We start from the raw sequence: 20,547 nt of genomic DNA, 5'->3' as shown, positions 1-20,547 counted from the left end.
GGCTTATAGACCCCGTCAATCCCCCAAAAAGGCTTTAAAGTCGATAATCCCCGAAATCGCACAGTAAATTAGAATTTAAAATTGAAAGCTCAATAAAACTCAGATAACGTTTATGCCATAAAAATTAATAGATAAACGAGTTAATCTACAGGCTCGTTATGTGCCGTAATGATATCGGAGTTGTGCGATTAGAATAGAGCCATCTTGTTGTTTATAAACGATTCGGTGTTCATCATTTATACGACGAGACCAATATCCCGACAAACCATGTTTTAACGGCTCAGGTTTTCCAATTCCTTCGTTTGGAGTTCTTTGGATATCTTTAATGAGCAAATTAATACGCTTTAGTATTTTTTTGTCTGTTGTTTGCCAATAAAGGTACTCTTCCCAAGCCTTGGTTGAGAACGTTAGTTTCATTCAATAAGTTCTCGTTCAGTTCCATTGCTAGCTTCAAGTTCGGCAATGGATTCTAAAAGGTGTCTAGCATTTGCTGGAGATCTAAGTAAATATGTAGTTTCCTGCATTGCGTTATAGTCTTCTAAAGACATCATAACAACAGGTGCTTCACTTTTACGGGTAATGATAATTGGTGCGTGGTCATTACAAACATGCGCCATTGTGTTTGCTAGATTTGCTCTAGCAGCGGTATAGCTTATTGCGTCCATGGTAGTTCCAAAGTGTTGTTGTACGTTTATTTGTACAGGATAGCTTAATGGCACATAACAAGCAATTCAACAGGACAAAAAACAGTTGGTTTTGCTCCTGCGTCGCTAATTTTAACCAACTATTTTTTGCCCGTTAATGTGGGCGTTATAAGCACATAGGATTATGAGTAACTTGAATCGTCATTTGTCCAAAATATGCTGGCCTGATAGCCAAGTTAAGAAATATGAATTTGATTTCGATAAGGATATGTTTATTCTTACTATTGAAGATTATCAAAGGGTGAGTTGGAGCATCAGATTTGATAGCGTAGACTTCAATTTTGTAAATGATCCTGTATATATATCGGATGCAAAGTTTTCTGAACTTAACGGGTTAAATATTGCTGAGTTTAGCGATGATGATGGACTCATTATTAAAATTATATATGGTAACTGTGCAGCAGTGTGCTTATAACAGGGGGTTATGTTTTCAAGGAGGTTAAATGCCAGTTCCTGACTCAGTAATTGAAGAAATCACAAGTGCTGCAAAAGAAGCGTGGCCTGAAGACAAGGAAATGCAAACTTACACAGTCAAGGAAGAGCTTGATGCATATAGAAATTTTGTGGCTCTAGATTATTCATGCATTTCTGATGAAGAAAAAGAAACTTTAATCCAAGAGGCCAAGGAAAGTTTCGAAAGCTGGGAAGAACGTTTTTCTTCAATTCAAGACGAACTAGAAGCAATCGTAGAATTGAAAGAGCTTTCAAACGGCAATCAGGGAAACGATTTATATAACCAATGGGTGCTTGAGGCTCAATCAGAGAATGACAACTATTTTCGGGGTCAGCTTGAATATATACAGAACAAGGCCTCAAGTTATGAGGCGATCCAACGGACACGAGCCGAAATCGATCCGCTGAAGAATATTTTGATTGATATCGAGAACATCATAGGTAGCGAGTGTTACAACGGGAATATTCAAAATTACGGGAGTTGGGGCGAATTAGAAAGTGAAGGTCGCTCATTTCGTTACCCTGTCAAATTTTACGATGGTGAAAATGAATACAAACGGAGAACCGTGCCCCGAGACATTCCTGCCGAACAGTTAATCAGTGGATACTACCCATTTGGTGCTAATGAATTAAATATATATAGAGTACTACATAAAGTTCTTAAGTATCTAGAGGCTGAGCATGGTCTTAAACTACCCAAAACATAACAAGCGCATGTTGTCGGACTGGTTTTCCGCTGCGCTCCAAACCAGCCGCAAATGCGGGCGTTATGTTTCTATACTAATCTGTCCATCGCAACTTTATATACTTTTCCTTTGTCACGTTTTCCAACAGAAATGACTGTCACTGTAACCACTGAATCGTTCACTTCATAAACTAACCTATAGCCAGCTTGCCTCAATTTTATTTTGTAAAGTTCATTACCTCCAGACAATTTTGCGCTATCAATGTGTGGATTTTCTAGAATATCTACGAGCTTTTTCTTAAATTGAGCTTGAATAGTTGCCCCTAGTTTTTTCCATTCTTTTAGTGCTGACTTTTTAAATTCTAACTCATAACTCATAACTCATTTAAGCTAACCTTTATGCTAGCTTCATTTTTACGTTGCTCAGCAATTGCTAATAGCTCTAGATCTTCCATGTGATCTATCATAAACTCATACGTGTCTGCTGGTATGCAGTAAAAGGCAGGTTCATTTCTATTTAAAACAGCAATGGCTTCACCATGTGCGCTTAAAGCAACCTTCATTGGATTAGCTTTTAATTCGCTTATACTTGCAGCAGCTTCAGTTAATATTCTAGTTGTCATACTATCACCAGTACTTTAATGTGGTCGTTAATTAGGTTTAGTATAAGCGATGAAACATAACAAGTCATTAAAGAAGGACAATACTCTTCACCCGTTTTAGTGGACAGTTTTTTGCCCATTATTAGGGCGTTTTATTGCAAAGGAGCTCAGGTGTCGTATTCAATTATCGCTAATTTAGCCATTGTTGTAATTATTACACTAGTAGGTGCTTCTCAAACTATTAAGCGTAGAAAAATAGAAATTAACACCTTGTACATGGATAACCTCACTGTTTACTTAACTTGGATCGCAGTTTCAATTTTTGTGCCCCTACCAATACATCAATTCATTATGTTGGGTGAAATTCCGTATTGGTATTTAACTATTGCTATTATGTGTACTTGTTTAGGCACAGCAATTTATTATTTAAATTTGAAAATTACATTTTGTGATACTCATTTATCTAAAAAGTCGTTATTTTTTCCTGAACAAACTTACCCCTTAAAATTACTTTTATGTATTTCGTATGGTGCGGGTGATGCTAATACTTCAGCTAAAGGTTACATCCTTGAATTTTCATTTGGTGATTTAGCTATTCCTATTGAATATATTAATATAGATAGTCTTTTTAAATTCCTGAAAGACAAGGGTTTTTCTATACCTAGTGCAACAGCAATATAACAAGTCACTCAAGTAGGGCAAATGACAGTTGGTTTTTGCTCCTGCGTCGCTTATTTTAAGCAACTATTTTTTGCCTCTTTTTTGAGGCGTTATTTGCCTTTAGGGGGATTAAAATGTTAAAGATAATTTCTTGGATATTACTAGCCAGTTCATTTGTTGCATACTCAAGTGATGAGGTTCTTTCCATCGATAGAATTGTGCCTAACAGCTTTGGCTTGGCTTTCCCTAATGAGTCAAATATTCAGCCAGAGCAAAGTGATTTTCAAGTTAATAATTTTGTGCTAATGAGTAATGAAGTCGGTGAACGTTGGGCTGTGGTAACTTTGACAAACTTAGCTTCAGGAAGTCGGAGTTTAACCAATAAGCACCTCATGGCATTAGTAGCAAATGGTCAACGCATAATTCCCATTGAGTTTTCTCAAAATTTCAAAGCAGACGAAACACTTTCCTTAACTATCAATTTTGGAGAGAGTAAGTTTCCTTTGTTGTCTGTCTATTCAAGACCTGCCATTTAACAAGCGCATGAAGGAAGGGGGCATATAACCGTTGGTTTTTGTTCCTTCGTCGCTTACTTTAACCAACTATTATTTGACTGAAAGTTGGGCGTTATTGGCCCAAATCTCTTTCTGGAAACTTATGTTTTATGCTTCAAATTAAGATGAAACATATCATTGATAAGTCTGGGATTATGAATAGTCGTCCATTAATGTCATCTTACTGTACTCCTATCTTTGGTTGGAAAAATAAGCTATTTACTTTTTCTTAAATTGTTTCGTCCGTTATTGTTAAGCGATGACGTTTCACAATGGGCTTCTGGCGGAATAATGACGCATTGGGTTTTGCGCAAACTTTGCATCGATTACAGACCCATTTGATAATTATGGTGAATGGGATGTTCTTACGAATGGCTAACGTATTGACTCAAAACTCAAGCCTTGGTGTCCAATATTGATTTTATCGCAACGCTAGCCGCAATAGATGTTTTAACATTCATTAGCTCAATGGGATTTATTAATCACTGAAAACAGCACAGTCACGGCCGTTTTCTTTCGCTTGGTAGAGGGCCTTGTCGGCACTGTTAAGCCAAGAATCGGCTGTCGTTCCTACAACCCAAGGTGCTACGCCAAATGAAACTGTTATTTCTTTTCCATCGGGGGTTTTTAACTCATTTTTTATTGCTGTTCTAAGATTATCAATAAAGCGATGTTGGTGATTGTCCATTCCAGAGATCAACAACACAAATTCCTCCCCACCAAAACGGTAAAGCCGATCGTACTTACGAATATGTGCTTTGGTAATGCTAACAAAGTCTTTTAGCACTTGGTCACCTGCAGCATGCCCGTGTTTGTCGTTTACTTTTTTAAAGTAATCTACGTCTAAAATAGCTAATAATTGACTACTGCCGTTACGTTCTGAACTGGATAACGCGGCGTCTAAATCTGTCGTTAGTGCCCGGCGATTGAAAGCGCCGGTTAAGGGGTCAATTGTGTTGAGTTCTTCTAATAACTTGAATTGCTTTAGGCTGTGATTAGAGTATACAAACGCGCTTATCGTTAACATTAATATAGTGACGATATATGATTCGAGTGAGATAACAGTAAATATATCTGATAGAGCCACCAATGAAGCCCCTGCGACAATATTTGCACCAAAAGCTTCGATAGGTTTGAGTAGAATAAAAGTGCTGGCAAAGACAGGGTACACCCAAAAAAAACTATCCATACCATTTGCGAGCACAATAACAACGACTCCAGTATTAATAAATATCGCGATTACAGCGCTTAAAATCCGAATTTTTTTGGAATAATAGGCAAAAGCAACAAATACAATCATGCCGACTATTAGAGACATATCAATTATCGCTGCGGTATAATTGCCAGCCATATAGCGCACGATAACAAATGGAAAAACACCCAAGATTGCTACTGTGGCTAATAGCAATAAAAGTGACAACTGGTATTTTTCCTGTAACTGATTGATCATAACGCACTCGCAATAAAATTGAATAATTACCCGGCAGGTAATCTCACAAATAGAAAAATTTTAGATCATCTGCTAGCCACTTTTAGTACCAGTAAATAGCTCTAAATTTATAACTTATGTATCTAATTTTTAAATATGTTTTAAACGTTGTCTATTGTATTGCGCTTTCACCGTAATCAATATTTCTTAATTACTTGGTTTTAAACTAAAAAGCAATAATACAGTGCAAGTTGGCCCATGTAAACTGAACGCAAAGCCTGATTGTTAACATTAATACTCAACATTAAAATGGTTTTTATTAGGCTAATTAGCTGTCCAAATCGTCCAAAAAATAATCATTTACTTAAGTGTTTACGTCAACATAATTGTTATAACATTTACATACATTCAACTTGGTAAGTTATCCGTGAGCGACTGGTCATGTTGCATGAAGTTGCATAAAGGTTAAATCGTTTACAAAATACTACGAGCGCTAGTTAAAGGGTTTAAGCTTTATATTCCAACTAAAGTGGTGGTATAAAACGAATTTACTTTTTAAAACCTTAAGCCTAATGAGGTTTTTCACTTTTGAAACAACTACTAATTTTAGCCATTGTAGACTGGTGTAAGTATTTAACGTAGCAGGGGAAATACACATTGATTATTGACTTAGATGAAATTATAAACGCCGTTGAATTTGTTTCAGCTTCACATGTGTTTGATAATGAAGCGTATATTAATCGTAAAAGTGGTGACATTATTTACATTGGGGATCTGATCGACGAACCTGCTCCTAGTGATCTAAATGAAGCAGGTAAATACCTTCAAATTCCGACAAAACGTGCTTTAGATTTAGGTAAACGGCTCGCACTGGATTTTACTGCTTTAAACATGCCTGATAAATCCGGCTATATTTTATCTGTTTTTAGCAGAAGTGGTGCTTATGAACGTTTCAAAACGCTGTTGGATAACAGAGGCCAAACTGAAAATTGGTATGCTTATGAAAACAATAAAATTAAGGTAGCCGTAATCGACTGGTGTAAAGCCAATTCAATTAACTACACTTAAGCGCAAAGGGCAAAATATTAGGTTCCCGATATCACTTTGTCTAAGTGTGCTAAATAGGCAAAAACAAGGTGAATTTTCTTGTTACAATAACCACCGAATCTAAAAATCCGATAGCAGAGTATACGTGAAAATTCCTAAACGCCTTGAACTCCTCGCCGATGATGGTGTAATTGACGAAGTAATTAGTCGCTTGATGAGTGGCAAAGAAGCCGATATTTTTGTTGTTCGATGTGGCGATAAAACTCGCTGTGCAAAAGTCTATAAAGATGCCGTTAAACGCAGTTTTAAAAATGCCGCTCAGTATCAAGAAGGGCGTAAAGTCCGAAGTGGCCGTCAATCGCGTGCAATGGGAAAACGTTCAAGCTATGGCCGTCAGCAACAAGAAGAAATTTGGCAAAATGCCGAAATAGACGCTCTATCACGTTTAGCCGATGCTGAGGTGCGCGTACCAGAAACATTTGGTTGTGTCGATGGTGTGTTAATCATGGAGCTGGTTTCTGATAAAGACGGAGATGTCGCGCCACGTCTTGGTGATGTTTCGATGTCTGAGGAAAAGGCGCTCAAAGATCATGCGCAGATGATGCATTATATTAAGCTGATGCTTTGTGCGGGCATTGTCCATGGTGACTTATCGGAATTTAATGTGTTGGTTGACGACGTTGGCCCTGTAATAATTGATCTGCCCCAGGCGGTGAATGCGGCGGCAAACAATAGCGCTGAAAAAATGTTTATTCGTGACGTTAACAATATGCGTCGTTATTACGGTGAATTTGCACCACAGTTGTTAGAAACGCAATACGCTAAAGAAATGTGGGCCTTATTTAAAGAAGGTAAATTAACTCCAAATTCAACACTTACAGGTGAATTTGAGGATGATAATACCATTGCCGATGTAGAAGGGATTTTGGTGGAAATAAACGCTGCGATGGAAGAAGAACTTGAACGGCAAGAACGGATAAATGGCCCTGATGACGAATTCTAATTTTCGTAGTTCAGGTTGTTAATTACCTTTATCAAAGGCTAAACGGTGACAGGCCAATAACGAGTTTGGCCTTATTCCAATCGTTACCGATTAGTTCTCTCCTTATTTGTAAATAAAAGAAATTTTGTATGTCGAAAATATTTATTATTGGCTTGCCGCGAACCGGAACAACCAGTATTAGTGTCGCGTTATTAGAAATGGGTTTAACTGTGGCACATACTGCTTTTACTAAAAAAGCATTTGAAGTTGCTGACGCTATATCTGATGCTCCGTGTTTTAGCGACTATAAACATTTGGACCAATTGTTTCCCAATTCTAAATTTATTTATTTAACCAGAGAACTCGATTCTTGGTTGCCTTCTATAACGATGTTGTTAGGGAAAATGGCGCCTCACTTAGTTCCAAAGTTTGGTAAATTTCATCCAATTTTAAAACGTAGCTTTCACCATACTTTTTCCGTAAATCTACCGCTGTCACAGGCTGAATTGACAGACTGCTACATTCGCCATCAACGAGGTGTGTTGGCTTATTTTAAAGACCGCGAAGACTTTTTATCAATTGATGTTAGTCATTCCGATAGTTTACAAAGAATGAGTGAGTTTTTGGAACTGCCAATGACCGATAGTACAACCTTTCCAAAGCTAAATGTGGGTCGTAACGTCGCGAGTTGGAGAGAATACAAACACAAAAGTAAAGTAAATTCTAATCTTGCCGGAGTGGAGCATAGAAAATATTTTGACTATGTTTTAGACGGCCCCAAATAGTGCTAGAACCGGGTAAAGTTAGATAATTATCAAGTTGTTTTACACTGTTTTTTATACCGGTTTGGTATAGTTTTGCAAATCAATAAATGAAATGTAAATAGCCATCCCAAATTGATTGTTAAAGACTTAAACTACTGATAACTTATGTAATTAGGATTACAACTTTTAGGAGTTCTTATGTATAAAACGATTGTATGTGCGATAGAAGCCAGTGACGAAGGTGAAAATGTGCTAGCAAAAGCCCACCAATTTGCACAGTTATGTAACGCAAAACTATATGTCACTAATGTGATTTCGTATTCTTTATTGCCTAAGGACTATCAAAAAGAATTTAAGGAAAAAACCTTACCTACAATTAATGCCATGACTGATAAATTGGGTATTTCTCAGAAGAATGTATCAGTTAAGTTTGGTAAGCCTTATGAGCAGATATGCACTTTGGCTGAGAAGAAAAATGCCGACCTAATAATACTAGGTACCCATTCTAAAAAGGGCTTACATGCTCTGATAGGTTCAACCGCGAATGGTGTGGCAAATTACGCTAAATGTGATGTTTCACTCATCAAGATCTAATATCTGAGATTGCGGTCAATTGTCAGGCGAAACTGTCGTATTTATTGCCAGTTTCGCTATTATTTTCATGCTTAGTTTCCGTTAAAATGTATTCAATTTATCGGTTGTTTTTGCCACATTACTAAGCACGCCAATTTCTTGAAACCTGATCCTGCCTTCATCGTCTAGTGCGGTTATCAAATTGGAATGATTAACCTCATTGTCGTCCATGTCTTGAAATTTAATATTAAGAACCATGGCCAATGTCCTTACGTCTTCAGGCGTTCCTGTAAGTAAACTCCATTTATCTAAGTTCAGTTTTCTAGATTGAGCAAATTCTCGCAGGACTTCCGGAGTATCAGTAGTAGGCGTCAATGAGACTAAAATGAAACCCACATTTTGTTTTTCGTCTTCTGTTAAATTGCTTTCAATAGCTTGCATCGTTGAAACAATAGTAGGGCAGGTGTGCAAGCAATGGGTGTAAATAAGGCTCACCAACTGCTTTTTGCCATTAAAACTGCCCAACGTAAGCGTTTTTCCGTCTTGATTTAGCCAGTTGCTTTTTAGCTGATAAATGGAGTCTTGTGGCACTGCGTATGACTTCATACTTAGCAGTAACATGAACCCAATAATCTTACTTACCGTTAGAATATTAAATTTAGTCATTAGTTTGATCCTGTGTTGTAGCGTATGTTGTCGCGTATGTTTTAGCGCACCGAAAACCTAAGTTTGGTAAGGTGAATTTGGCCTGTAAACTTGACCTAAAGCCAAATCGCATAAATGCGGCATAATCACTTGGGTCAGCCGCCCCCTGTGCGCCAGCAGCACAAAATAATTTTTGATTGATATTACTGTCACTGCGGGATTCGCCGCTGACCAAGGCAGAGTTAAAATCCTCAGTCCATTCCCATATCAATCCATGTAAGTCTTTTACCCCCCAATAGTTTGCCGATGTTAAGCCAACTTCTGGTAAAAACTTGCTATTCGGGCGGCTATACCATTCTAAAATACGAGCATGATAATCCTTTTCTAAACTGCCATTTTCCTGAGTTTCGCTAGCACTAGCGACTCGTTCCCATTCAGCAACCGTAGGTAACCGTTTGTTTTGAGCCTTGCAATAGGCCTGTGCGGCAAACCAAGATACATTTGTCACAGGACTATTCATTTGATCTGCAGAAGGAAGCGTTACTAACTTGTTTTCATCATTAAATTCGCTAGTTTTTTGATCTGCTAGTGGTTGCCAATGTTGAAGATATTGGGGTTCTGCAAATATTTGCGGTATTGAATTTGGTTGCCACCTTGGATTAGTCAATACAAAGGTTAGATATTGTTGGTTGGTCACCGGGGTTACATCAATGCTAAAGGCGTCTACTTTTGTTTGTGGGCTGGTTTTACTCATGTAAAGCGGCCTATAGTTTCCTTTTGGCAGAGCCACCATATTTGACGGCTCTGTCAATGTTGCGGACATCAGCAACAACATCGTAATCATGTTATTTACGCCTTTTTGCCACTTCGTTTGCGGTCACTTGGCCACCTGGGTTATCCCAACTATTAAGGACAAAAGTGATCACATTAGCTATATCTTGATCATTAAGGCTCATTGCTGGCATAACACTATTATAGGTTACATCATTGACCTTAACCGGACCTGAAAGGCCATGAATAATTGCATCTACACCTAACATAGGGTTGGCAATTAGGTAGTCAGACTTTGCTAACGGTGGAAATGCAGAAGGGATCCCTTGACCGTTTGATTGATGACAAGCCATGCAGTTGGCCTCGTATACACGTTGGCCGAAGCGAATTTGTTCAGCTTTGGTTTTTGCCGTAACAGCCATATGATTATTTTCAAGTGATTGAATTGCTGAGCCTTCTGGTAAATATACACTGTCGGCTTGTTTGCCTGAAAATATTGCCTCTGCTTCAGCTCCTTCGACTTTGAGCATGGCCAATGCACCTTTGTTGAACGCTCTAAAAATAGAATGATCGACTAAAATAAAGGTTCCTGGTACTTCGACTTTAAATTCGACAATGGCAGCGCCGCCCGCTGGAATTAATGTAGTCTGCACGTTATGATTTTTGAGATCTCCACCTTCAACATAGACAGTATCAAATATTTCTCCGATAACGTGGAACGACGATACTAAGTTGGGGCCACCGTTACCAACATAGAGTCGAACGGTTTCACCAACTTTCGCGGTCAATGCATTTTCATTTGTTGTACTGCCAACAGAGCCATTAAATACAACATAGTCTGCGTCCTCGTCGATGGCTTTTGCCATATCAAAAGGTTGTAAACCGGCCTCACCAAACTCTCCTTTGGTATAAAAATCGCCTTGAACAACATAATATTCTCTATCTACAGGTGGTAGGCCTTCTTCAGGTTCGACCAAAATGAGTCCATACATACCGTTTGCAATATGCATCCCAACCGGTGCTGTGGCACAGTGATAGATATACAAACCCGGATTTAGAGCCTTAAAGCTAAATGTCGATGTGTGTCCTGGGGCGGTAAATGATGACTCGGCGCCGCCACCAGGTCCGGTTACCGCATGTAAATCGATATTATGTGGCATTTTAGAACTCGGGTGATTCGACAAATGAAATTCGATCTCATCGCCTTCACGGACCCGAATAAAACTACCTGGAACCGTGTCACCAAAGGACCAAAAAACATAGTCAACGCCATCGGCGAGAGCGCCTATTTGCTCTTTGGTTTCGAGTTTAATAACCACTTTAGCACTGTGATCGCGGTTGAGTGGAGGTGGCACCATTGGCGGGGCAGTCAGTATTGCCTTTTCTGTTTTTAAGTTATTGGCCTGTGCATTACCTGATATAACTCCAATGACGAACAACAACCCAATTATGTGTGTAATTTGTCGAACTCTCATGCCATTAACCTTTTGTTAACTGAATTAAAATCTATGGGGTGAGTATTGGCTATTGATGGAATGTTGGCTTGATTTAGATCAACTAAATTGACGATAAATTGCTACTGTAAATTATTGAATTTTTCAAGGTGATTACATGACGTGGTCAGTGAGTAAAACTACTAATATGGGTCATTAAATTAAGGAAGGTGAATAAATAAATGATAGAGGTGTGTTAATTATTATTCGAATAATTAACAGTAAATTAAACTCTGCGTCATTTGGGGTAATGGCATCGTAACCATATACCCCAAGGTTAATATGACGACTTATCTCGCGATATTTAAACTACAATCCATTGTGGTATTGAACATTTGTAGACTCAGGAACCATAGCGTTAAGCGTTTGGTTAATTTGGGTAATGGTGTCTTTATTTACCGCAGAAGTTAATTCTAGGTATTGTTCAAATAGAGCAATAAGTTCCACTTTGTCGGGGCTTTGTTTATCACCGGCACCAATATTAGTTAAATCAATCATAAAGTCGTCGAACAAGTCACTCAGATCGTCGATGACTTCAGTGTTCAAAAATTGATCTTTGTTATAGATACTTGGATAGCCAGCTTTTTGTTTATCTATTGCAAATGAATCGCCCTTTAGATTTGTGATGCTCGTGGATTTATCACACGACAACATACAGCCATTATCAATTCGCGGCTTTTCACAACCGACACTTTGTTGAAAGAAACACTGCCTGCTCGCCATCAATAAAATTGGATGATAAATACTGTACAACAACTTAAACCCTTTGGGTCTGGAAAGGCTTTTTAACTGTGGTCGATTTATTTCATTAGAAATGAACGCACCGCTGCAATTAAACTCTTCTTGCATCGCGAGTAAGGCATAGGTGTTTGTCGTGTTTAAAAATGGCCCTGCAATCCACTTAATACCTAACTCATAAGCTCGATGCGCTATTCCTGTATTGTTGGTTACAATAAGTTTAGGTTTGACTTGTTCTAAAATATTTAATGCAACGTCAAAATCTTTACCAATAAGAACCGGTGGAAACCAAGGGATCAGTCGAGGGTTATCCTGTAAAAAGCCGACATATTTGGTGCAACCACGTTTATAAGCGTCGGGCAATTTAAAGTAAATGTCGGCGTCGGTAATGTCTGCTAAGCCAACATCTGCTTCATCACAAATTAGTAGTGATAAATTTGCACGAGAATTTGGTTTATTTGGTGATGATTTAGGATGATCTTCGAGTTTAGGCAAAATAACTTCTGGCAGTACTTTATGGCCGTTATTTAATAAGTAGCGAACTTCATTTTTTAATAACGTCAAAATACTAAAAGGAATGCTTACGTTATTTGCTAAGCCGCTTGTATCGATTGCGACCAGGTTAAATGCAGCGCTGTCTAAATTTTTGAAACGTTTGTCGATTGCCGCTTGATCGAGCGGCGCTTTACCTGACAATTTTAACAACTCTGTTGACTCAACAGTAAAGGTTTTTATGATAGGTTTACTGCTAAGCGATAATATTTCTTCAGTGGTCACTGTTATCGTCAATGCTGTACCCACATCGCCACTAAACGCCAGCGTTAGAGACGGTTTGTCTATGGTAAGGTGTCTTATTTTGTCAAATACTGAGGCAGTGATTTGGTCTTTTTCTTGGCTTAGGTTTTGTTCGACATCATGAATTTGCACGACCGATATTGCATTACTTGCTTCTATCGCATGGTTTTTCGAATTATCCCGTGGGTTTTCGATAAACATAGATTGGTTTAAATCGCCGCGTAAAAATGCGTTAGAAAAATCGCGGTTAAATACTTTGTATAACCGTTCACCGTTTTCGGTTAATTCTCCGGTTTTAACAAAACCATCAATTTGTTTTCTAAAACTATCAATAACAGTATGTACGTAGCTTGCACCTTTTATACGACCTTCAACTTTAAAAGAATGAACACCTGCTTCGATAAGGGCCGGTAAGTCGAAAAAAGCAGAATTATCTTTTATATTTAAAGGGAAGTTATTGCCCGATGGCGTTGTTTCGTATTCTTCGCGGCAGGCCTGACTGCATCTTCCGCGGTTACCTGAATTGCCTACACTTGCAGACGTTGAATAACATAATCCTGAAAACGCAACACAGAGCGAGCCATGTACAAAAACTTCCGTGAGTACATTATGTCTGTGGCCGGTTTCGGCCATTGCGGTTATTTCTTTTAAATTAAGTTCTCGGGATAAGTTTACACGAGACGAACCGAGTTTTTTAAGGAAAGGAATTTGCCCAACATTGTGTGTGGTCATCTGTGTTGAAGCATGTATATCAAGGGTTGGAAAGTATTTTTTGAGTACGTAAAACAAACCGATATCTTGTACGATTACGCCATCTAGTGTGGTATTCGCAAGTTTGCTCAGTAATTTAGCGATTGACTTAAACTCGCGCTCTAAAATAACAATGTTTAAGGTTAAGAAAATTTCGCATTGGTAATGATGAGCTAAACGAATTACACCAACAAGTTCGTCGAATGAGATGTTAGAGGCGCGGTTACGGGCATTAAATGTGTCTAGGCCACAATACACTGCGTCAGCACCCGCTATTATTGCCGCTTTTATCGCGTCAATATCACCACCTGGGGCTAATAATTCTATTTTAGGATTCATTTATTCAACTTCTTGTTAATTACGTAAACTAAATACTGATTGAAATTTTTGCGACGGCAATTTTACCTGTATAATACGCCACTTAATACCGCTAAAATGGGTAATTTCCTAATGCGCTGTATATTAATAAGGCTTTTTATTTTAAATGCGGTTAAATCCAAGGCAATACCAAGTTAATGACGTTACCTATTTTATATTCTTTACGAAATTGTCCTTTTGCAATGCGAGCTCGATTAGCAATTTTTAGAACGAAACAAGCCGTTGAATTACGTGACATAGTATTAAGTAACAAACCAACTGAAATGCTATTGGCGTCGCCAAAAGCAACGGTGCCCGTATTGGTTGTCACCCCTAATAAGGTCATTGATGAAAGTTTAGAGGTCATGCTTTGGGTATTAAACCAAAGCGATCCGAGTAATCTGTTACGAACTCAATTTAACGATAAAAACAAGCCGGTTGAATCGAGTGTATCGAGTGTTCTGAGCAAAGAATTAGAGGATATATTGGCGCTGGTCCACGTCTTTGATACCGAGTTTAAAACTTGTTTGGAACAATATAAATGCGCGAAGCGTTATCACGAAGATGATTTACAGCAAAAACGCGAAGCCTGTGAAATGTATATTAAAGCGTTAGAACAACGTCTAAGTTCACATGCGTATTTAATTGATGATGACGAAAGTTTGGCTGACATTGCGCTTTTACCGTTTATTCGGCAGTTTGCCAGAGTCGAACGTAAGTGGTATCTGCAGTCATCTTATCCAAATATTAAACGTTGGCTTAACCGTTATTTGCAAAGCGCTATGTTTACCAAAGTGATGGCAAAATACCCATTGTGGCAAGCGGGTCAACCAATAGTTAAATTTGGCGACATATAAACTGTATTTGTGCATGTTGACGGAGTTTGTGCTTTAGTCATAATTCGATAGTACAATAGTCATCAAAAGCATTAACATTATTGTGAATAAACATAGTGGTGCATAAACATAGTGATGCATAAATAAAAAGTAACCCTATGAAAATTTGCCTCAAATTACGTCAGTTAACAGAATATTGGCCTTTATTGTCGTTGTAGAATAATCGAATTGGTCGCGAATGAAGCGGTCATCAGTTCAAACATTTATGGATTTTTTAATGATTTCACGAAAACATCACAAATTAGTTTTTTCATTTTTTATGGCATTTTTAATGTCTTGTATAATGTCGTTTATCATCTCTGTATTTAATGTTGGATTTGTGTCAAATATCGTTTCAATTTGGCTACAGGCTTGGAGCTTTGCCTTTATTGTCGCGTTCCCAACCATTTTAGTGGTGTCGCCTTTAGTTCATAAACTTGTTTCTGTTGTTTTAGTCGACGAAAACTAACAACCTTTTGTCAGTTAGATAATCTTTGGGTTTATGGCTGAAAAGAATGATTAGCTAGGAGAAGTAATGCCACACTTTGTCATTGACTGTTCAAAAAATGTTTTGGCGCAACATGATGAAAAGTCTGTAATTAGCGGCGTTCACAAAGTCGCGTTTTCAACAGGGCTGTTCGACGAAGGCGATATTAAAGTTCGTGTTAACGCATTTGATACTTTTTTAGTCGGTGCGCAAACAAGCGATTTTATTCATGTATTTGCGCATATTATGGAAGGGCGGAATATCGATCAAAAAGCCATGTTGTCACATGAAATTGTAAAACATCTCGTGAGCCTTTTTCCAAGTGTTAATAATATTGCGATGAATATATATGACTTTGAAAAAGCAACGTATTGTAACCGAGCAAAACTTATCGCGACGTAAATATTGCGACTGAATTAGTAGTTGGAATGACCTGAATTAAAGTGGAAAACATGCAATCTAGAATGCAAATGACAAAAGAAGATCTGAGAAAAAGTAAACCAAGTCGGGAAGAGTATTTGTCGCAACCTAAAACACCGTTAATACTGGTTTTAGACAATGTTACAAATAGCTATAACATTGGTTCGTTTATCCGCTTAGCAGATGCCTTTGCAATAGAAAAAATCATCATTTGCGGTGAGTTAACTATCTCTGACAAAAAATTTAAGAAAGCATCTAGAAACGAAGCAAAATGGGTTTGCATTGAATACAGTAACGATACGATATCGACCTTAAATGTGCTCAAAGAGCAGGGCAATACCATTTATAGTGTAGAACTTTGTCAGGAGTCTGTTGATTATAGCGAGGTGGACTATGCGTCTCCTTGCGTTTTAGTGTTTGGTAATGAACGAAAAGGTGTTAGCGAAGCGGCATTGCAGATAAGCGACCAGCATATCCATATTCCTATGTTTGGTATGGGAAATTCGTTGAACGTTTCAACGGCCGGTGCAATAGTTTTGGCGAAAGTTGCGAATCATCTACGTAAAGCTTAATTTCACAAAGCCAAAAAACCAACGACTGTGTTCAGTGTTGAATATTTTTAGATTGTTTTATCAACAAAGCAGTTAAAAGGTAAAAAATCCTGTACAATGCGCGATCAAAATTTAGCAGTGGCGTTTTTATGCCCAAATTAGTCGCTAAATATTCGTTTTGCATTAGCCCAATAGGAATGCCGTATGAAGTTTTCTTCACAAGATTTTGCCCCAGAATTACAACAAGCCATTGATGCTTGTGGCTATTCTGAAATGACGCCAATTCAACAACAGGCTATTCCATCAATACGTCGCGGAAAAGATGTATTAGCTAATGCACAAACAGGGACCGGTAAATCCGCTGCGTTTGCATTACCCATTTTACAAAAATTGATTGATAAGCCTGTTACTGAAATGTCTTCGAGTCCACGTGCGCTTGTTTTAACGCCAACTCGCGAGCTTGCTGAGCAATTAGCAAATACCATTAAAGAATACGCGCAGTTTTTACCATTTAGCGTTACTTCAGTTTACGGCGGTGGCAAAATGTCTGGTCAGGCAGCAAAACTGAAAGCTGGGACTGATATTCTTATTGCCACACCCGGTCGTTTGTTAGAGCACATCTCTTTATGTAATGTTGATTTAGCTAAAGTTGAATTTGTAGTATTAGACGAAGCTGACCGTATGTTAGATATGGGCTTTATTACAGATGTTCAAAAATTGATCCAATACACGTCATCTACGCACCAGACGATGTTGTTCTCTGCGACCATCTCCCATGCAGTAAGTGGTTTGGCTCATAAAATATTAAAAAACCATGTTGTTATTAGTGCCGCAAAACAAAACATTACTGCCGACACCATTGAGCATGTTATGTACCCAGTGGAAGAGCGCCGCAAAGTAGAACTCTTTTTAGAACTATTTAAACAGTACAATTGGTTTCAAGTGTTGGTTTTCACCAGCACTAAAGAACAGGCCGACCGTTTAATGGGATCATTGCAACAGCAACGCATTGAGGTTGCCGTGTGTCATGGTGATATCAAGCAGGGCGCTCGTCGACGCGCATTAGCGGACTTTAAATCAACCAAACTGCAAGTCTTAATAGCAACAGAAGTTGCAGCACGTGGCCTCGATATAAAAGGCTTAGATTATGTGGTTAACTTTAATTTACCGTATTTACCAGAAGATTATGTTCACCGCATAGGTCGTACTGGCCGTGCCGGTAATAAAGGCACCGCAATTTCTTTGGTAAGTCGTGAAGAAGAACATACGGTTGCAAAAATAGAGAAGTTAATTGGCAATAAAATTAAGCGAGTTCATCACGCTGATTTTGAAGTGAGTAACCGTGATGTTTTAATCAAAAATATTCATGCTTACTCAAAAACAGGCCGCACCAACAAAGCAACACAAACTCAAATTGAACGTGCAAGTCGTTTTAAACGCGGAAAATTAGAAAGTTAATTTGAACCGCTAGGCTGACTTAAATATAAAACCTGCTAAATGCAGGTTTTTTTATTTTTAAATAAAATCTCTTCTTAAATCCCATTATCTAAGCTTTAGAAGTTGAATAAAGACTGTTTAAATTAACGAATGATAACCGCATTTAATATACAAATAGACTAAAGTTGAATAAGCAATTAAACAAAAAGTCGATAAAATTGGACAACGAATAAAAGATTAATGTTCGATTCGGACAGGTTTTAGACTAAGACTATTTTGCCTCTAAGAGGCGCTTATAATTAGGAGATTTTGTTATGACTTCTATTAAACACGGTTTATCGATAGGTATAGAGCGTTCTGAAAATGACTTTTCCTTTCACTCAAAGCGGTTGGAAAACTGACGCACGAAGACTACAAAATTATAACGCCTATGATTGATTCTGCATTAGCCCAAGTTAAAGATCCTAAAGTTAATGTATTGATTGATGGTACTGAACTGCAAGGGTGGGAACTACGTGCCGCATGGGATGACTTCAAACTTGGTCTTAAACATAACAATGAGTTTCGTAAAATAGCCATTTATGGAAATAAAAATTGGCAGGAAATAACAGCTAAAATCGGATCTTGGTTTACATCTGGAGAAATTAAGTATTTTGATCAATTGGACGAAGCGCTACATTGGCTCAATAAATAGAGTAAACCGTATTCAAAATGGATTAACCTATTTGTTTTGTTGGAATGAATAATTATTTCTATCTGGCCTGAGCTTGCGTCTGGCAATGAAATTTCAAGATATAAGTATTAACGCCGTAGATAAAATAATGTATTTGTTATTACAGTCATGCTGCAAAAACACTTAAAACTGGCGTAGTATTATTCTTGATAACACATTAGCTACCGAACGGTATTCACATTTGTATATGGCGCTTAACGTTATCTAATTTCTAATGTAAAGTAAGCCAAATAACGTTCGTTCCGTGAGCGTTATTTTATATTTTAGCCATGTATTATTTTAGTCGCTTAATGCGCTGCTGAGTAATAAATCGAGATTTAGTATGAATATCATAATCGCCACAATTTTATTCGCTCTTGGATTAATGTTTGTATTTGTTGGGTCATTAATTAGTGCAGCAACCGCACTTGGCAATAATCAGCGAATTTTTGGCTGGGGAACTATTTTGTTTTTGCCTTTATCTTTTATCTACTGTTCGTTGAATTGGGAAAAAGCTGAATATCCAGGAAAAATGATTTTTGGTGGCCTTGTTCTTGCCTTAATTGGGATATTGATTTTCATACTCACAGCGCAGCCAATATAGAAATAAGTTATCTTCTAGCGCTGGCAAAATAGCCAGTAAATATTTAACGCCAACATTGACTGTTATCAATAACCAATCTTCTAGTTTTATTGATTTGCCGGATTATGATCCAAATTGGTAATGTAACATTCGTTTGTGCATAAGAATTTGCATAAATAGATACATCAATTGGTATTGATATTAATGCAATCAGCTTCTTTCTCGTAACTTATTAAAGACGACAACAGATGGGTAAATTACACATTACTTCATTAGGGGTTATGTAAGGATTTGAGAATAGAATGCTTAGGCAGTCAAACTTGAGAACGGCCTAAGCAATAAAAGCTAGATGTTTTTGTTAAATGAACGTCTTGCACCTAAACCAAGTATAGTTAATGCAAAAACCACTAACGTTGAAGGTTCAGGAACCACATTTGCCGTATAGTCCACCAAAAAGCCATTACCAAGTGCACTATAGGAGCCAACGCCGTCTATTGCACCGTTACTGTTAGCAGCTGTGCCAATTGAGTTGGCTGTAAATGAAAGTACATTGCCAATAAATGCTGAATTTGCATCAACTTCCCATGTAAAACTCCATAACTCCCATTGGCCCGAACCTGGCATATTTTTAGTAGATGTTGTTGCCAGATTTTCATTCATTCCAGCAAAAGTAATGTCAAAATTAAGAAAACTTTCATTACTCCAATTGCCTGCATTGAAATAAATAGTGTAAGCGCCTTCTTGAATTGTATAGTCACCGTTAGAAATGTCATTGGTGTAAATATCTTGGCTACCTGTTGTTGCGTGAGCGACCCAATCGCCCTCTGGGTTGGCCGTACCACCAAAATACGGTGCTTGTGATGATGTTGAATACCATCCACCATTTGAGACTAGTCCGTTTTGCCCTTGTTCAAATTCTGCGTCAACAATAATTGTAGCGTTTACTTGGCTTGATATTATTAAAGCCAGTACAAATGTAAAAAGAGTACGTTTTAACATCGTTTTTCCTATTTTGATTCTAGATAATAGCGTCATGAGAATTAGGGCGAAGCTTAATGCCTGTTACTCTCAAAGTTTAACTTTAAGTATTCCCTGAATAAGTGGAGGCATTATTTGTGCCGATTATTTTTATATATATATTTCATTGGTTTAACCTTATTTGGTCCGGGAAACTTTGCGAGGTGTAAAAAAAACTGACATTGATTTTGGATGATTTTTCTTCGCTTTAGTGCGTTAATCGTTATAGATATTGCAGTGCGTGGTTGATTAGTTTGACTAGAGGGCTTTGGTGTTTCAGAAGGTATGCATACTACAAACCATACTTACCAACTGTGCGAACCCCATAATTTTTCGCTCTGAATTGCCAATTACTTAATTTTCAAAATTATTTAGCTAAATTGACATCACAAGTATTTATGGAAATCTATAACTCTAATAAAACAAAAAGGGTAATTGCGATTGCCGCTGATTTTGTAGAGAG

At 37.8% G+C, this 20,547-nt stretch carries 24 protein-coding genes and 1 pseudogene; 15 read left to right on the top strand and 10 right to left on the bottom strand.

All coding sequences use genetic code 11. From position 1 onward, the window contains the following. Window positions 1-156 precede the first annotated feature (156 nt). Complete coding sequence (locus KO525_RS00665) at window positions 157-417, bottom strand: Txe/YoeB family addiction module toxin (RefSeq protein ID WP_048692914.1); 261 nt, start codon at window positions 415-417, stop codon at window positions 157-159. After that, window positions 414-665: a type II toxin-antitoxin system Phd/YefM family antitoxin gene (locus tag KO525_RS00660; RefSeq protein WP_215961868.1), complete on the bottom strand. Its 252-nt coding sequence runs from the start codon at window positions 663-665 to the stop codon at window positions 414-416. The genes KO525_RS00665 and KO525_RS00660 overlap by 4 nt, the downstream gene beginning before the upstream one ends. 247 nt (window positions 666-912) lie before the next feature. On the opposite strand from KO525_RS00660, the gene KO525_RS00655 reads away from it, so the two are divergent. Further along, window positions 913-1,119, top strand: a complete 207-nt coding sequence (locus KO525_RS00655) for a hypothetical protein (protein ID WP_215961867.1) — start codon at window positions 913-915, stop codon at window positions 1,117-1,119. Between the two features lie 28 nt (window positions 1,120-1,147). Further along, window positions 1,148-1,864: a hypothetical protein gene (locus KO525_RS00650; protein ID WP_215961866.1), complete on the top strand. Its 717-nt coding sequence runs from the start codon at window positions 1,148-1,150 to the stop codon at window positions 1,862-1,864. A gap of 68 nt (window positions 1,865-1,932) precedes the next feature. On the opposite strand, the gene KO525_RS00645 is transcribed toward KO525_RS00650, so the two are convergent. After that, window positions 1,933-2,220: a type II toxin-antitoxin system RelE/ParE family toxin gene (locus KO525_RS00645; protein ID WP_215961865.1), complete on the bottom strand. Its 288-nt coding sequence runs from the start codon at window positions 2,218-2,220 to the stop codon at window positions 1,933-1,935. Beyond that, window positions 2,217-2,465 carry a type II toxin-antitoxin system Phd/YefM family antitoxin gene (locus KO525_RS00640; RefSeq protein WP_215961864.1) on the bottom strand — a complete coding sequence of 83 codons (249 nt, stop codon included), beginning with the start codon at window positions 2,463-2,465 and terminating at the stop codon, window positions 2,217-2,219. The genes KO525_RS00645 and KO525_RS00640 overlap by 4 nt, the downstream gene beginning before the upstream one ends. A 150-nt stretch (window positions 2,466-2,615) precedes the next feature. Here KO525_RS00640 and KO525_RS00635 point away from each other — a divergent pair, with 150 nt between their 5' ends. Then, on the top strand, window positions 2,616-3,125 hold the full coding sequence (locus KO525_RS00635; RefSeq protein WP_215961863.1) for a hypothetical protein: 510 nt from the start codon (window positions 2,616-2,618) through the stop codon (window positions 3,123-3,125). A 113-nt stretch (window positions 3,126-3,238) separates the two neighbouring features. Continuing rightward, window positions 3,239-3,640 (top strand): hypothetical protein, encoded by a 402-nt coding sequence (locus KO525_RS00630; RefSeq protein ID WP_215961862.1) that lies wholly within the window; start codon window positions 3,239-3,241, stop codon window positions 3,638-3,640. A 496-nt stretch (window positions 3,641-4,136) separates the two neighbouring features. Here KO525_RS00630 and KO525_RS00625 read toward each other — a convergent pair whose 3' ends face one another. Further along, window positions 4,137-5,108 carry a GGDEF domain-containing protein gene (locus tag KO525_RS00625; protein WP_215961861.1) on the bottom strand — a complete coding sequence of 324 codons (972 nt, stop codon included), beginning with the start codon at window positions 5,106-5,108 and terminating at the stop codon, window positions 4,137-4,139. Between the two features lie 636 nt (window positions 5,109-5,744). On the opposite strand from KO525_RS00625, the gene KO525_RS00620 reads away from it, so the two are divergent. From KO525_RS00620 to KO525_RS00605, 4 genes are all read left to right on the top strand, one after another. Continuing rightward, window positions 5,745-6,155: a UPF0158 family protein gene (locus KO525_RS00620; RefSeq protein ID WP_215961860.1), complete on the top strand. Its 411-nt coding sequence runs from the start codon at window positions 5,745-5,747 to the stop codon at window positions 6,153-6,155. Between the two features lie 124 nt (window positions 6,156-6,279). After that, the gene (locus tag KO525_RS00615) at window positions 6,280-7,137 is read left to right on the top strand and encodes a PA4780 family RIO1-like protein kinase (protein ID WP_215961859.1); all 858 of its coding nucleotides are present in this window, start codon (window positions 6,280-6,282) and stop codon (window positions 7,135-7,137) included. 128 nt (window positions 7,138-7,265) lie between these two features. After that, window positions 7,266-7,901, top strand: a complete 636-nt coding sequence (locus KO525_RS00610) for a sulfotransferase family protein (RefSeq protein ID WP_215961858.1) — start codon at window positions 7,266-7,268, stop codon at window positions 7,899-7,901. Window positions 7,902-8,078: 177 nt separating this feature from the next. Next, entirely contained in the window at window positions 8,079-8,474 is a 396-nt protein-coding gene (locus KO525_RS00605; protein WP_215961857.1) for a universal stress protein, read from the top strand. 81 nt (window positions 8,475-8,555) lie between these two features. Here KO525_RS00605 and KO525_RS00600 read toward each other — a convergent pair whose 3' ends face one another. The 4 genes from KO525_RS00600 to KO525_RS00585 form a co-directional block, all read right to left on the bottom strand. Beyond that, complete coding sequence (locus tag KO525_RS00600) at window positions 8,556-9,119, bottom strand: SCO family protein (protein ID WP_215961856.1); 564 nt, start codon at window positions 9,117-9,119, stop codon at window positions 8,556-8,558. Continuing rightward, on the bottom strand, window positions 9,112-9,942 hold the full coding sequence (locus KO525_RS00595) for a formylglycine-generating enzyme family protein (protein ID WP_215961855.1): 831 nt from the start codon (window positions 9,940-9,942) through the stop codon (window positions 9,112-9,114). The genes KO525_RS00600 and KO525_RS00595 overlap by 8 nt, the downstream gene beginning before the upstream one ends. 1 nt (window position 9,943) lies before the next feature. Next, window positions 9,944-11,344 (bottom strand): copper-containing nitrite reductase, encoded by a 1,401-nt coding sequence (gene nirK / locus KO525_RS00590; RefSeq protein WP_215961854.1) that lies wholly within the window; start codon window positions 11,342-11,344, stop codon window positions 9,944-9,946. 327 nt (window positions 11,345-11,671) lie between these two features. Next, window positions 11,672-13,984: a peptidase U32 family protein gene (locus tag KO525_RS00585; RefSeq protein ID WP_215961853.1), complete on the bottom strand. Its 2,313-nt coding sequence runs from the start codon at window positions 13,982-13,984 to the stop codon at window positions 11,672-11,674. Window positions 13,985-14,160: 176 nt separating this feature from the next. Here KO525_RS00585 and KO525_RS00580 point away from each other — a divergent pair, with 176 nt between their 5' ends. The 7 genes and pseudogenes from KO525_RS00580 to KO525_RS00550 all read left to right on the top strand — a co-directional run bounded on the left by KO525_RS00580 (window position 14,161) and on the right by KO525_RS00550 (window position 19,088). Next, window positions 14,161-14,859, top strand: coding sequence for a glutathione S-transferase (locus KO525_RS00580; RefSeq protein WP_215961852.1), 699 nt, complete (start codon window positions 14,161-14,163; stop codon window positions 14,857-14,859). Between the two features lie 256 nt (window positions 14,860-15,115). After that, window positions 15,116-15,346 carry a DUF2798 domain-containing protein gene (locus KO525_RS00575; RefSeq protein WP_215961851.1) on the top strand — a complete coding sequence of 77 codons (231 nt, stop codon included), beginning with the start codon at window positions 15,116-15,118 and terminating at the stop codon, window positions 15,344-15,346. Window positions 15,347-15,412: 66 nt separating this feature from the next. Further along, on the top strand, window positions 15,413-15,766 hold the full coding sequence (locus KO525_RS00570; RefSeq protein WP_215961850.1) for a 5-carboxymethyl-2-hydroxymuconate Delta-isomerase: 354 nt from the start codon (window positions 15,413-15,415) through the stop codon (window positions 15,764-15,766). A gap of 50 nt (window positions 15,767-15,816) precedes the next feature. Further along, entirely contained in the window at window positions 15,817-16,356 is a 540-nt protein-coding gene (locus KO525_RS00565; RefSeq protein WP_215961849.1) for a TrmH family RNA methyltransferase, read from the top strand. A 183-nt stretch (window positions 16,357-16,539) separates the two neighbouring features. Further along, window positions 16,540-17,793, top strand: coding sequence for a DEAD/DEAH box helicase (locus tag KO525_RS00560; RefSeq protein WP_215961848.1), 1,254 nt, complete (start codon window positions 16,540-16,542; stop codon window positions 17,791-17,793). Window positions 17,794-18,086: 293 nt separating this feature from the next. Then, window positions 18,087-18,466: pseudogene (locus tag KO525_RS00555) on the top strand (STAS/SEC14 domain-containing protein). A 361-nt stretch (window positions 18,467-18,827) separates the two neighbouring features. Further along, window positions 18,828-19,088, top strand: coding sequence for a hypothetical protein (locus tag KO525_RS00550; RefSeq protein ID WP_215961847.1), 261 nt, complete (start codon window positions 18,828-18,830; stop codon window positions 19,086-19,088). Between the two features lie 324 nt (window positions 19,089-19,412). Here KO525_RS00550 and KO525_RS00545 read toward each other — a convergent pair whose 3' ends face one another. Continuing rightward, entirely contained in the window at window positions 19,413-20,066 is a 654-nt protein-coding gene (locus tag KO525_RS00545; RefSeq protein ID WP_215961846.1) for a PEP-CTERM sorting domain-containing protein, read from the bottom strand. Window positions 20,067-20,547 lie beyond the last annotated feature (481 nt).

The organism is Psychrosphaera sp. B3R10 (assembly GCF_018861025.1).
GTDB classification, from domain to species: Bacteria; Pseudomonadota; Gammaproteobacteria; order Enterobacterales; family Alteromonadaceae; genus Psychrosphaera; species Psychrosphaera algicola.
This window is presented reverse-complemented; position numbering and strand designations above follow the sequence as displayed.